The 13,009-nt window shown below is 72.1% G+C and carries 11 protein-coding genes; 2 read left to right on the top strand and 9 right to left on the bottom strand.

The annotated features are described in order from the left end of the window. Both P8A20_RS28265 and P8A20_RS28260 read right to left on the bottom strand, forming a co-directional pair. On the bottom strand, positions 1 to 186 hold the full coding sequence (locus tag P8A20_RS28265) for a lysine biosynthesis protein LysW (protein ID WP_147964365.1): 186 nt from the start codon (positions 184 to 186) through the stop codon (positions 1 to 3). 49 nt (positions 187 to 235) lie between these two features. Beyond that, on the bottom strand, positions 236 to 1,387 hold the full coding sequence (locus P8A20_RS28260) for a LeuA family protein (protein ID WP_147964364.1): 1,152 nt from the start codon (positions 1,385 to 1,387) through the stop codon (positions 236 to 238). Positions 1,388 to 1,854: 467 nt separating this feature from the next. On the opposite strand from P8A20_RS28260, the gene P8A20_RS28255 reads away from it, so the two are divergent. Both P8A20_RS28255 and P8A20_RS28250 read left to right on the top strand, forming a co-directional pair. Beyond that, positions 1,855 to 3,039, top strand: coding sequence for an acyl-CoA dehydrogenase family protein (locus tag P8A20_RS28255; protein ID WP_306104466.1), 1,185 nt, complete (start codon positions 1,855 to 1,857; stop codon positions 3,037 to 3,039). Positions 3,040 to 3,050: 11 nt separating this feature from the next. Next, positions 3,051 to 4,274, top strand: coding sequence for an acyl-CoA dehydrogenase family protein (locus P8A20_RS28250; protein ID WP_306104465.1), 1,224 nt, complete (start codon positions 3,051 to 3,053; stop codon positions 4,272 to 4,274). Positions 4,275 to 4,374: 100 nt separating this feature from the next. Here the strand turns inward: P8A20_RS28250 and P8A20_RS28245 are convergent, their stop codons facing one another. The 7 genes from P8A20_RS28245 to P8A20_RS28215 all read right to left on the bottom strand — a co-directional run bounded on the left by P8A20_RS28245 (position 4,375) and on the right by P8A20_RS28215 (position 13,004). Continuing rightward, positions 4,375 to 5,478: a pectinesterase family protein gene (locus P8A20_RS28245; protein ID WP_306104464.1), complete on the bottom strand. Its 1,104-nt coding sequence runs from the start codon at positions 5,476 to 5,478 to the stop codon at positions 4,375 to 4,377. Positions 5,479 to 5,576: 98 nt separating this feature from the next. After that, on the bottom strand, positions 5,577 to 6,905 hold the full coding sequence (locus tag P8A20_RS28240) for a pectate lyase family protein (protein ID WP_306104463.1): 1,329 nt from the start codon (positions 6,903 to 6,905) through the stop codon (positions 5,577 to 5,579). A 76-nt stretch (positions 6,906 to 6,981) separates the two neighbouring features. After that, the gene (locus tag P8A20_RS28235) at positions 6,982 to 7,815 is read right to left on the bottom strand and encodes a rhamnogalacturonan acetylesterase (RefSeq protein WP_147962851.1); all 834 of its coding nucleotides are present in this window, start codon (positions 7,813 to 7,815) and stop codon (positions 6,982 to 6,984) included. Between the two features lie 125 nt (positions 7,816 to 7,940). Then, complete coding sequence (locus P8A20_RS28230; RefSeq protein WP_147962852.1) at positions 7,941 to 9,275, bottom strand: ABC transporter substrate-binding protein; 1,335 nt, start codon at positions 9,273 to 9,275, stop codon at positions 7,941 to 7,943. A gap of 191 nt (positions 9,276 to 9,466) precedes the next feature. Next, entirely contained in the window at positions 9,467 to 11,014 is a 1,548-nt protein-coding gene (locus tag P8A20_RS28225; RefSeq protein WP_147962853.1) for a glycoside hydrolase family 43 protein, read from the bottom strand. Then, positions 11,011 to 11,835 (bottom strand): DUF6807 domain-containing protein, encoded by an 825-nt coding sequence (locus tag P8A20_RS28220; protein ID WP_147962854.1) that lies wholly within the window; start codon positions 11,833 to 11,835, stop codon positions 11,011 to 11,013. Before P8A20_RS28220 ends, P8A20_RS28225 begins: the two co-directional genes overlap by 4 nt. After that, positions 11,832 to 13,004, bottom strand: a complete 1,173-nt coding sequence (locus P8A20_RS28215; RefSeq protein ID WP_147962855.1) for a Gfo/Idh/MocA family protein — start codon at positions 13,002 to 13,004, stop codon at positions 11,832 to 11,834. The genes P8A20_RS28220 and P8A20_RS28215 overlap by 4 nt, the downstream gene beginning before the upstream one ends. Positions 13,005 to 13,009: the final 5 nt, after the last annotated feature.

The following is a 13,009-nucleotide window of genomic DNA, read 5'->3' as shown; positions in this document are numbered from 1 at the left end:
TCACTGGCCCCAGTCGCGCAGGGTGACCTCGACCATTTCCAGGGTCAGCTCGCCGTCGGATATGGCCTCCACACGCAGCGTCAGCATGCACTCGGGGCATGACAGGGTCTCGCCGACGAGGATCGGCGGCAGGGTGAGACCGGTCTCGCACTCCGGGCAGGCTCCGGTCAGGGTGGCGGTGGTCATGGGTGGGCTCCTCTACGGGTACGGGTGTGACTGGGCGGGGTGGTGCGGGTCAGACGTTCTGGAAGTCGACCGCGGCCTTGCGGATGGCGTCACGGTCCAGCAGCGGCGCGCCCTCGTCCTCCTGCCGGGCCACGAGCCAGGGGGTGAAGGTGTCGACGTCGACGGTGACCCCGGAGTCGTCGAGCGCCCAGCGCACCAGGGCGCCGGTGAGCCGGGTCCGGACCCTCAGTTCACGGCGGTTTCCGACGAGTTCGGCGGGGAGCGTCTCGTACGCCTCCGGGTGGAGCAGCTGGCCGGGCAGTTCGTACGCGAAGGCGTGCGGGGTGGTCGGGCCTGACTGGAAGGCCTCGCCGAGGCCCGCGCCGCGCAGGGCGATGCGGGAGAGCTCGGTCAGGTGGCTCAGGTCGAAGCGCCGATCGTCGTGGATCACGCGGAGGGCGGTGAGCAGTTCGGCGAGCGGCGCGTTGCCGCCGCGCTCGCCTATGCCGCCGACGGTCGCGGAGATCCAGCGGGCACCGGCGCGGACCGCGGCCAGGGAGTTGGCCACGGCCATGCCCAGCATGTTGTGCGAGTGGATCTCGATCTCCGAGCCGTCGATGGCCGTGATGTCGGAGATGACCTCCTCCATCTGCCACGGCGAGAGGTACGCCACGGTCTCGGCGAGCCGGAACCGGTCCGCTCCGGCCTCGAAGCCGGCCTCGACGTACGGGACCAGCCGTTCCCTGGGGGTGCGCGCGCCGTCCTCGCCGCTGAACGTGACGTGGAATCCGCGGTCCTTGGCCTGGGATATCGCTGAACGGGCCACGACGTGGAGGAGCTTGGCGCTCGGCGAGTCCAGTTTGAGCTTCGCGTGCTGCTCGGAGGTGGGGATGGAGTACATGATGTGGCGCACGCCGAGGCGCTCGGCCTCGTCGAGGGCGGTGGCCACCTGATGGCGGTCCCGGACCACGAGGAGCGTCATGCTGCGCTCGGGACCGATGGCGTCGTGGGTGGCCTCGATCAGGGCGGCGTCCTTGGAGCCCGGGCCCGAGACCATGCCGACCTCGACGAGGTCGATGCCGGTCCTGACCAGGAGACGGGCGATGTCGGCCGCGTCGCGGGGCTCGAATTCGACGCCCGCCATGTGCGCGGAGTCGCGCAGGGTCGCGTCGGACAGATGGGGCGGTACGTGAAGACCAACCTCTTCGGGGGTTGCTGCCATGGCGCGTTCCCTCTCTTTCAGGATTTCTGGAACGGCGTTTCGACGGACGTTCCTGTGCGTGATGCCGAATTGGCGGCCACTGGAATCCTGGGGAGACGATCCTGCTCGAGCGGCACGCCGTGGAGCGCTGGACAAAATGATGCAAGGGCCCGGTGGGCTGGGGCAATGCACATCGTGTCAAGTCCCGCCAAGGAACGTCAGGGCAGGTCGGCACCGACGCGATCCGGATGACACAGCGTCGAGTTGCGTAAAGCTTCGCTCATTCGTCCGATAATTCGGTGCCCGGGGCCGGAGAAAGCCGTCGCCACCCGACTATGGTGACCGCATTCCCGGCCGGACGGCCTTCATGACTCGCGTTCATGAATCCCCTGTCGCCCAGGAATGCCACGTACGCGAATTCAAGGACGTCCTTTTCGAAACCCGTGCAGGCCGGGGCCGGGAAGGCCCCGTGAACGAGGGGAGATCCAATGGTGCTCGCACAGCCCGAACTCCGTACGGACCTGGAGGCCGCCGCCGGCCCCGGTGCCGGCCCGCTCGCACGCTCCCGTGAACTGGCCGGCCTGCTCGCCTGGCCGACGACGGCCGAGCGCGACCGTCACCGGGCCTGGGACCCCGCGCTCTTCGCCGAACTGGCACGCGCGGAGCCCGGACCTTCCCTGACCGGCCCCCTGGTGCCCGCGGCGCTGGGCGGCGGCGGCGGTACCGCGGCCGAGGGGCTGGCTCTGCTCGAAGGGCTTGCCGAGGGCTCCCGCGATCCCGGGCTGGCCCTGGCCGTGGCCGTTCACGCGGTCCTGGCAACGGTCCCTCTGCGCGCCCACGGCACGCCGCGCCAGCGCGAGCGCTACCTGCCGCGAATGGCCTCCGGCGAGTGGTTCGGCGCGCTGTCGCTGCGCCAGACGCACGGCGGCGCCGTGGCCCCCGCCGTCACCGCGCGCCCCGCACCCGGGCAGCACGCCTGGCTCCTGACGGGCCGCCTGGACCTGGTGGCCGGTGCGCCGGTCGCCCACCACTTCCTGGTGGTCGCCGCACACCAGGGCGGTGGCCGCACCGCTTTCCTGGTGGACCGGGCCACGCCGGGCCTGCTGGTCACCGAGGGCGGCCCGGCTGCCATGCACACCTGCCCGTGGGGACACCTCCTGCTCGACGGTGCCCAGGTGGACGACGGGTCGGTCCTGGGCGCCGTGGAGGGCGCCGCCACCGAGGTGGAGCCGCTGCTCGCGGTTCTGGACTGGGTGTACTGCAGTGCGCCCTGGCTCGGCGTGATGCGTGCCTTGGCCCGGGACGCCCTGGAGGCCGCGCGCGGCCGGGAGCTCTTCGGCCGCCCGCTCGCCCACGACCAGGCCACCCGCTTCGCGCTCGCCGACCTCGCCACCCAGGTCGAACTCGCCGAGGGCCTGCTGCGCCAGACCGCCTCGCGGCTCGACGACGGCGGCGCGCTTCCGCTCCAGGAGGCGGCCGCGGCAAGGCTGTTCGTCTCCGATGCGGCGGAACGGGTCACCCGGGCGGCTGCCGGTCTGACCGGGCCTCTCGCCGGGACGGGAGACGGTCTCACCGAACGGGCGCACCGCGACGCCCTGTTCCTGTCCCGTACCGGCGGCGGCGCGCAGGTGCTGCGTCCGGTCGTCGCGGCTTCCATGCTCGGACTCGGCTGAAGGTGAGGACCATGAACGACCGACCCCGCTCCGAAGAGAACACACCGGCCTTCCCCGGCATCGCGTCCAGGGCCGCGGCTACCGACAGCGACGGCCGGATACCGGCGGCGAACTGGGACGAACTGGTCGACAGCGGGTATCTGCGACTGTTCCATCCGCCGGAGGCCGGCGGATCCGGCGCCGACGCCGACGCCCAGTTCGACGCCATGGAAGCACTGGCCCGCGCCTGTTCGGGCACGTACTGGTCCGCGACGGTGTCGGCGCTGCTGTGCGGCAGCCTCATCGCCACGTACGGCAGTCTCCGTGAACACGGCCGGCTGCTGCGCCCGTTGCTGTCCGGCGAGGGGACGGCCTGCTTCGGCATCGTCGAACCGACGGCCGGCAGCGACGCGAGCACGTACCGGACCACGGTCCGCCCCTCGGGCCGGCCCGGCGGCGGGTACGTCATCCGGGGCGAGAAGTCCCGTATCACCAACGCCCCCACCGCGGACCTGTCCGTGACCCTGGCCCGCCGCGAGAAGGGCCCCGGGGACGACGGCCCGGACTGGTGCCTGGCCTTCGTGAACCTGCGTCAGCCGGGCGTGCAGCGCTACGAGACCCCGCACATGGGCCTGCGCGCGATGCCCTGGGGCGGGCTGGTCCTCTCGGACGCGTACGTCCCTGAGGCGGACGTCGTCCCGGTGCCGTTCCAGGCCCTGTCGGACGGCATGACATGGGGCTGGCTGCTGGTGTCGATCGCGGCGATCGCGACCGCCGAGTCGGCACTGACGGCGTCGGTGCGCCATGCCCAGGCGCGGGTCTCCTTCGGGCGACCACTGGCGCACATGGAGGGTGTTCAAGCTCAACTGGCCGACTCACGGACACAGCTGGACGCGGCGCGCGTGCTTGCGCGCCGGGCCCTGCGTGAGCGTGCCACGGGCAGTCCGGCGCGGCAGCTGATCGGCATGCTCAAGGTGTACGCCACCGAGCTCGCCGTGGAGATCACCCAGCGGGCGGTGCAGATCCACGGGGCCTTCGGCGTGACCCAGGGCCACGAGGTGGAGCGCCACTACCGGGACGCACAGATGAACGTCATCGGTGCCTTCGCCTCCAACCGCCTGCGCGAGCAGCTGGCCGAGGGCCTGGGTCTGGGCCCGGCGGTCTACCGCCCGTTCGACTGGCTGGCCTCGGCGGGGCTGCTCCACCACCCGGTGGGCCTGGACGGCGGCACACGCGCGGTGCACACGGTGGTGTGACGGAGAGGTGAGGGAGCGCCGCGCCGGGGGTCCCCTGCCTGATCGGGGCCGGACCCCGATCAGGGAGGGGACGGGGCATCCGCCGGGTGGTCCCCCGGATTCACGCGTGGGGGTGCCAGTCGCCCAGCCAGTCGGCCGGGGTGTGCGCGCGGGCCTGGGACGCGGTCAGCTGCGGGCGGTTTCCGGGGACGGTGACGCGCGCGCCGGGGCCGGTGTTGCGGTACTCGGCGAAGCGCTGGTCCTGCCAGGGGAAGCCCGCGGACATGGTGCCGTACGGCGCGGCCGCGTCGATGCCGGCGCCGAGGTGGCTGTCGCGGACGGTCAGCATCGGGTGTGCGGTCAGGTCGGAGGAGGGCACCCAGGGGCGGGCCAGCTTGTAGTACGCGTCCGGGGCGGTGCTGGTGATCCGGGAGCGCAGGACCAGGTAGCCGCGCGGGTTGGCTCCGGCGGTGCTGGGCGCGAAGACGAAGCCGTACGGGGCCGCGGCGAGGTCGGTGCGGTTCAGGGTGCGGAAGTGGCAGCGGTCGTAGACGGCGGTGGCACGGCCGAAGACGAAGTCGACGTCGCCCTCCACGTAGCAGTCGCGGTAGTACTGGCGGGCGAAGGCGCTGAGTGCGAGGGAGTCGGCGTACAGGGTGTCCTGGTGACCGAGGAAGCGGCAGCCGTGGAACGCCGAGCGGTCGCCCTGGACCTTGATCGCGACGGCCTGGGTGCCGGTGTACTCCGGGTTGTCGGAGCGCAGCCAGTCGTTGGCGAAGGTCACGTCGCGGGCGGTGAAGCCGGCGGCCTGGACGGTGACCGTGGCCGATCCGCTGGTGCCGAGGGTTCCGGAGCCGTCGGGCCTGGGCGTGCCGGCGGCGTTGTCGTGGACGATGACGGTGTCGCGGGGGTCGCCGCTCGCTCCGATGACGGTGAGCTCCGCCCGGGCAGCGGTGACGAGGACCGTGCCTCGGTAGGTGCCGGGGGCGAGGACCAGGGTGTGGCCGGTGCCGGACGCGGCTTCGACGGCGGACCGCACGTCGGTGTGGTCTCCCCTGCCGAGCGGATCGACGTACAGCGTCAGGGCGTCGAGCCGTCGGGAGGGCGAACCGTAGCGGCCGAAGGGACGGGCGTGGGCGGGCCGTGCGTGGGCGGCGGGTGCGCCGAGGGCGAGGGCGGCGCCCGCCCCCGCGAGCAGGGTCAGCGCGCTGCGTCTGCTGGGCATGGCGGAACTCCTTGTGCGGGGGTGGTGGGGCCGGAGCGGCGCTCTCCGGGGTGCTGGAGAGCGTGCGGTGCCGCTCCGGCCGGTATCAGGGGGGCGGGTCAGCGGACCAGCGGCTTTCCGGCGCCCGCTCCGAGGCCCACCAGGAGCGGGACGACGAGCGGGTGGCTGACCTCGGTGCGCAGCGTCGGGGTCCAGCCGGCGCCCGCGGTGAGCTGCTCGGCGGGAACGCCCGCGTTGTGGACGGCGATCAGGTCGGTCTTGCGTCCGTTGACGTAGTTGTTCCCCGCCGTGAGGGAGGACTCGGACCACTTCTTCAGGATCTTCGCCTTGTCGAAGCCGGATCCGAGCGTGAACGCGTTGGACTCGGCGACGAGCTTGGACTCGGCGCCGATGCCGTAGGTGTAGCCGTAGGCGGCGCCCGTCGTGGCGACGAAGTGGTTGTTGTAGGAGTCGACCTGGCCGAAGCGGACGCGGGGCGCGCGTTCCTTCACGTCCTTGAAGAGGTTGTGGTGCAGCGTGACGCGGAGCTTGCCCCGGTCGGTGGCGCCGGCGCCGTCGCTGTTACCGATGAGCATCGTCTTGTCGTGGTCCTTGAGGACGTTCCACGAGACGGTGACGAGGTCGGCGCCACGCACGATGTCGAAGAGGCCGTCGTGCTGCTGGTAGATCTGGCCGAAGTAGGAGGGCTGGTCGGCGTCGGGCCGGTCACCGTCGCTGAAGGTGTTGTGGTCGACCCAGACGTGGCTGGAGCCGTAGACGACGAGGTTGTCGTACTCGGAGTTCCAGGCACCCTGGTCACCGTCGGTGGGGTCCCACTGGGGGAAGCAGTCGTAGGTGTCCTCGAACGAGATGTTGCGGACGATGACGTTGGAGACGTTCTTCACCTGGAGGCTGGCGCCGATGACCGTGGCGTCCCTGCCGACGCCGACGATCGTGGTGTTGGAGGGGACGTTGACGTTGACCGCCGCCGCCTGCAGCTTCGCGGACGCGGCCCGTGCGTCCTCCAGCGGGCCCGCCGGGACCTCGTCGGTCCCCCAGACGGCCGGGTCGTAGGCGGCGAGGTACTTCTCCAGGGTGTAGCCGTCCTGCTGGTAGGCCTCGCAGCCGATCGGGGTGCCGGCGGCGTCGGAGTTGCCGTGGACGGTACCGGCGATCCTGACGATCTTGGGCGCGTCACCGGCGTCCGCGAAGGCGGCGATGAGCTCGGCCCGGTTGGTGACGGTGTACACGTGCTCCGGGGTGGCGTCCGCGCCGCCCGTGGTGGAGCCGTCGGCGGAGGCCCAGCCGTCACCGGCGGGAAGCACGGAGCGCTCGACGCCCCTGCCGTGGTGGGTGGTGGCCTGGGCGGGCACGCTCACGGCGAGGGCGAGCGAGGTGGCGCCCATCACCACGGCGATGGCGCGGACGTGTCTCATGCGTGCGGGCATGGCGGATCCTTGTCTGTCGTACGCGGAGGGTGCTCGGGTGAGCGCGGAAGGCGGCGCCCGGGAGGTGCGGAGGGGATCAGGCCTGCGGCCAGGTGATCCACGAGCCGGGTACCGGCTCGTCGAGGCGGCGCAGGTCGCGCGGGGAGAGCGTGCGGGTGTCCAGGAGGGCGCGGGCCGTGGTCCTGGCCACCTCGACGGCGCCGTCGGGCCTGAAGTGGGTGTTGTCCTGCTTGCCGTCGGGGTGGTTCGGCGACTCGCCGGGCTCGAGCCAGTTGAAGTACGGCAGGGTCCCGTCGGGGCCGAGCTGCTGCCAGCGGGCCAGGGAGAGCGCCTGCACGTCGAGCAGGGTGACGCCCTCCTCGGACGCCAGGGCGCGCATGGCGGCCGGGTACTCGCCGTGGGTGGGCTTCGCGGTGCCGTCCTCGGCGAAGCGGCGGCGCTCGACCGGGGTGATCAGGACGGGCTCGGCGCGCCGGGTGCGGGCGCCCTCGACGTACTGGCGCAGGTACTCCTGGTAGGTGGTGTAGGGGTCGGTGCCCCGGGTGGGGTCCTCGGTCTTCTCGTCGTTGTGACCGAACTGGATGAGGACGAGATCGCCGGGGCGGACGCCGTCCAGCAGTGCGGTGAGCCGGCCCTCGTCGATGAAGCTCTTGGAACTCCGGCCGTTCACCGCGTGGTTGGCGATGTCGAGCGAGCGGCCGAGGAAGAAGGGCAGGGCCATGCCCCAGCCGGTCTCGGGCGCGGCGTCGGCGTACTTCTGAGCCGCCGTGGAGTCGCCCGCGATGTGGAGCGTCCGGGGCCGGGGCCCGCCCCCGCCACCACCGCCGCCGTGGGCGAGTGCGGGGGTGGCGCTGAGGGCGAGGGGCAGCGCGAGGAGCGCGGCTGCCGTCCGTCTGCGGGTGAGTGACACAGGATGACTGCCTCTCTCAAGGACACGCGGGAGGTGGTGCGTGGGAGGGGGACCGGCGGCGGGGTGCGACCCGGACCGCCGCCGGCCCCCCGGTCATCGGGGTGTCGGCCGTGGTGACGACCGGGTCAGCCGTTGCCCAGTTCCTCCCACTCCTTCTGGGCGGCGTTCAGCTCGTCGGCCATCTTGTCGAGGAAGGCCTTGGCCGTGACCTTGCCGAGGAGGAGCTTCTGGAACTCGGGCTCGTTGTCGGCCTTGCTGATGTTGTTCCAGTCGGGCAGGTAGTACGGCAGGTCGACGATCTCGGTGGAGCCGTCGGTGAGGGCCTTCGCGGCGAGCGCGGTCGGCTCGGACTCCGAGATCCACGGATCCTTGGCCGCCTCGGTGTTGGCCGGGATGGCGCCCGCGGACTCGTTCCACTTGCTGTTCGACTCGTGGGAGGCGGCGAACTCGATGAACTTCCAGGCCGCGTTCTTGTTCTTGCTGGACCGGAACAGGCCGAGGCCGTCGACGGGGTTGGAGACCTGGACGCGGGTGCCACCCTCGCCGATGGGCGCGGGTATGCCGGCGAACTTGTCCTCGCCCAGCGCCTTCAGGTGGTCCTGGTAGGAGCCGAGGTTGTGGCTCAGCATCCCGATGGTGCCGGTGTCCCACTGGGCGACCATCTTGGTGAAGTCGTTGTTGACGTCGGCGGCCGGTGTCGTCTTCTTGAAGAGGGCGGCGTACTTCTCCAGTGCCGCGACGTTCTTCGGGTCGTTGAGAGTGGTCTTCCCGCCGTCCCAGAACTCCGTGATGCCGGTCTGGCCGTAGATCGCGTCCAGGGCCTGGGCGATGGAGCCCGCACCGCCGCGGATGGTGTAGCCGAACTTGTTGTTCTTCGCGTCGGTGAGCTTGTCGGCGGCCTCGTAGAACTTGGGCCAGGTGGTCGGCGCCTCCAGGCCGGCCTGCTCGAACAGGTCGGTGCGGTACCAGAGCGCGCCGTTGTTCGCGGAGGTCGGCACGGTGTACATGTCGTCACCGCGGCCGGCCGCGGATCTGACGCTCTCGACCATGCTCTCGACGAGTCTGCCCTTCAGCGGTGACTTGTCCAGCCGCTTGCTGATCGGCTCCAGGGCCTCCTGGGACACCATGTTGGCCAGGTAGGCGGTGCCGACGCCGCCCACGTCGGGCAGCCCGCCGCCGGCGATGGCGGTGTCGTACTTGGACTGGACGTCGGCGATCGGGATCGGGACGTACTTGACCTCGATGTCGGGGTTCTTCTTCTCGAAGTCCTTGATGATCTCGGTCCAGATCGCGGTGCGCGGGCCACCGTTGTTGTCCCAGAAGGTGATCTCGCCCTTCCCGCTGCCCTCCGTGCCCGAACTGCTGCCGTCGTCGCCGCAGGCGGTGGCACCGAGCGCCAGGACCGCGGTGAGGGACACCGCGGTCGCGGCACGCCCCCGGAGCGTCTTCGAGATGTTCATGTCGGCTCTTCTCTCTCGGATTCTGTACGCGTACGTGGGGGGAGGTCAGTGGTGTGCGCGGTGCGGGGCCGCCGCCCGACGATGCGGCGGGCATGACAAAGACGGCGGTGAGTGGGCCGTGAACAGCGTTCTCGATCTGGTGCGCTCGGTACGGAGGTGCGTCATTGCGGCTCCCATACAGCGGTGCGGGGTCAGACGGTGCGAGGTCTTCCGGTGGTGCGGAAAGCGGTGAAGCCGGCTGTTCCGGAGGGTCCGTCGCCGGCCGGGGCGGTGGCGAAGAGGCCGAGCAGCGCGCCGACCCAGCGCCAGGGGGTGGCGGCGAACACCTGGCCGGACGGCCGGAAGCCGGTCCCGTCGCCGGTGTCGGCGGAGAAGCGGCAGCGGGCGCCGCGGGTGACCTCGATCCGGACACGGACGGACGCCCCGGGTGCGGGGCGGGGGTGTTCGGCGTCCCGCTCGTGCTCGGCGACGGACTCGGCGTACCGGTGCACGAGCCTGGCCTCGCCGTCGTCGCCGGCCTCCAGACCGATCCACGAGAAGGCGTCGCCGAGCACGGCGAGGCCGGCCTTGGCCCCCGGTTCGGCGGTGTCCAGCGTGATGCCCACCTCGACGGTGAACTCCTCGGCGGGCAGGCGTTGCACCAGGACGTTGGGCAGGGCGCGCAGGTCGTGGGCGTACGCGGTCCGTACGCAGCTGAGGCGCAGCCCGTCGCCCGCGTGCCCGATCGTCCAGCCGGTCCGCGGGTTGGCCGTCCACTGCCACTGGCGGCCGTGACGGCCGCCGGGGAAGTCGTCGGCGGAGGCCGGTGCCCCGGCGGTCTGCTCGGGAGCCGTGGGGAGCCGGTGCCCGGGGACGGGCTCGCCCTCGTCGCCGATGACCGGCCAGCCCCCCTCCCAGCGCATCGGCTGGAGGTGCACCACGCGGCCGTACGCCCCGCGTGCCTGGAAGTGCAGGAACCAGTCCTCACCCGCGGCGGTGCGGACCCAGCCGCCCTGGTGGGGGCCGTTGACGTCGGTGCTGCCCTGGGCGAGGACGACCCGCTCCTCGTAGGGACCTTCGAACGTCCGTGAGCGGAAGGCACCTTGCCAGCCGGTCTCCACTCCCCCGGCGGGGGCGAAGATCCAGAACCAGCCGTCGTGCCGGTAGAGCTTGGGGCCCTCCAGGGTGAACCAGCCCGGGATCGTGTCGGCGTCGACGAGGGTCGTGCCCTCGTCGAGCAGCTCGCGTCCGTCGGGGCTCATCCGGTGGCCGGTGAGCCTGTTCTTGATGCCGGAGCGCGACTTGGCCCAGGCGTGCACCAGATAGGCCTCGCCGGTCTCCTCGTCCCACAGGGGGCAGGCGTCGATCAGGCCCTTGCCCGCCTTCACGAGGTGCGGCGCGCTCCAGGGGCCGCGGATGTCCTCGGCGTTGATCTGCTGGATGCCGTGGTCGGGGTCGCCCCAGAAGATCCAGAAGCGGCCGGCGTGGTGGCGCAGCGAGGGGGCCCATACCCCGCAGTCGTGACGGGGCACCGCGAAGTCGGCGTCCGGTCCCGGCCGTTCGAGGGCGTGGCCGACGAGGGTCCAGTTGACGAGGTCGCGGGAGTGCAGCAGGGGCAGTCCGGGGGCGCGGCCGAAGCTGGACGCGGTCAGGTAGTGGTCGTCCCCGACGCGGACGACGTCCGGGTCGGACCAGTCGGAGTTCAGGACGGGGTTGCGGTAGGTGCCGTCCCCGAGGTCGGCTCTCCAGGGCGTCGTCATGCGGCGACCGCCTTGCGGACGTGGGCCGCCGCGGCATCCCGGTCGAGGCGCCCGTCGGCGACGACGGTGACGACCCGGCGCACGACCGTGGCCCCGGCGGCGACGGGGAGCCGGCTCTCGGCGGCGAGGGAGGAGCCGACCCCCGGGTACTCGGTGGTCCGTACGAACCAGGGGTCGCGCCGGGTCTCGTCGGTCGCGCCGGCGAAGACGAGTGTCCAGCCGTTCCCGGCGAGGGCGAGCCAGTCGGCGGCCCTGCCGTGCACGGCCTCCTCGCCGTCGAGCGTTCCGCTGAACACGGCGGGCGGCGCCGCCTCCTTGGGTGCGCGCCAGAAGAAGCCGCCGTAGCCGGCGCCGGGGCGGCCGTTGGTGGCGGGGCTGCCGATGGAGAGGTCCGTGCGGCCGCGGTTGGTCAGGGAGAAGGAGAAGTCCAGCGCCCAGGCGGTGCCGGAGAGTGCGGTGGCGGCGACGGTGCGGTGTTCGCGCAGCAGCTCGGTGCCGTCGGCCTCCCAGCTGAGTTCCTCCACGAAGCCGTCCGGGTCGCGCAGCTTCCAGCCGAGGTGGCGCTGCGTGCCGTGGTTGTCGAGCTCGGTGGGGCCCTGGTCGCGGACGTAGGTGCGCCCGCCCCAGAAGTTGTGTCCGGCGACGTCGGGCACCGCGACGGAGGCGCCCAGGTGGTGGAGGTGGTCGGCCGGGCGTTCCTCGGTGACGGGTGTGCCGGCGAGGGTGGTGACGGGGTGCAGATAGGGCCGGCTGTCGGACCCGGGCCGGTAGCCGTAGCGGCCGACGGGGCGTCCGGCGCAGCTGAGGAGTGCGGTGGTCATGGTGTGCTCACCTCGCTGGGGCGCGCCCAGGAGGCGCCTAGTTCGGAGAAGAGGGTGAGGGTGTCCGCGGCGGCGGCGACGGTGCCGTCGATGCCGTGCACGACGCGCCGTACTCCGTCGCCCTTGTCCGCGGGCCTGGTGTGCCAGGCGGTGGGCGGCAGCGCGGTCGGCTCGGGGGCCGTGCGTACGGCTTCCAGGACCCGCATGAACGCGCCGGTGCGCTCCGGCGGCACGAGGAGCGCGGTGCCGTGCTCCAGGTGGGCGACGAGGTTCTCCAGGAGGTCGGTCCGGCCGTGCACGGCCTCCTCCGGTCCGTGTCCGGCGCGCTGGACGAGGACCCGGTCCTGCTTGTACCAGAAGGTGATGCGGCCGCGGTCGCCGTGGACGACGACGTACGGCTCGCCGGCCTCCTCGGCGCAGAGGGTGACGGCGACGGTCACCGGCATCCCGTCGGTGGTGGTGATCCGGACGCAGCTGGTGTCGTCGGACTCGATGTCGTGGGCCCTGAACAGCTCGGTCTCGATGGACTTCACGTCCTCGGCCGTTCCCCGGCCGGCGAGTTCGAGTGCGGTGGCCACGGCGTGCGCGAGGGGGTTGGTGAGCACCCCGTCGACCACGTCGGTCCCGTTCATCCTGCGGCGTCCGGCCCAGGGCGCCCGCCGGAAGTAGGCGTCGTCGCGGACCCAGGCACCGGCCGCGCCGATGCCCCGGAGGGTGCCGATCGCCCCGTCGCGCACGAGCTCCTTGACGGCCGGCACGGCGTGCGAGCCGAACGACTGGAAGCCGATCTGGCAGGCGATGCCCGCCTCGCGCACTCCTTCCGCCATACGGGCGTAGTCGGCCCAGGTGGCTGCGGGCGGCTTCTCCAGGAGCAGGTGGACGCCACGGGACGCCGCCGTCAGGGCCAGTGCGGTGTGCGTCGGGATGGGGGTGCAGACGACGGCGACGCGGGCTCCGGTGGAGTCCAGGAGTGCCCCGAAGTCGGAGGACTGCTCGGGCATCTCCCCGGCGAACATGTCGAGTTCGTCGTCGGTCAGCGGGGTGAGTTCGCAGATCCCGGCCAGCCGCACCAGGCCCTGGTGCTGGAGCCGCCGGATGTTGGCGAGGTGCCAGCGGCCGTGGCCGCGGGCTCCGGCCAGGACGAGGGGTACGGGGGTGGTCGCGCTCATCGGCC

This window comes from Streptomyces sp. Alt3, assembly GCF_030719215.1.
Classification (GTDB): domain Bacteria; phylum Actinomycetota; class Actinomycetes; order Streptomycetales; family Streptomycetaceae; genus Streptomyces; species Streptomyces glycanivorans.
This window is presented reverse-complemented; position numbering and strand designations above follow the sequence as displayed.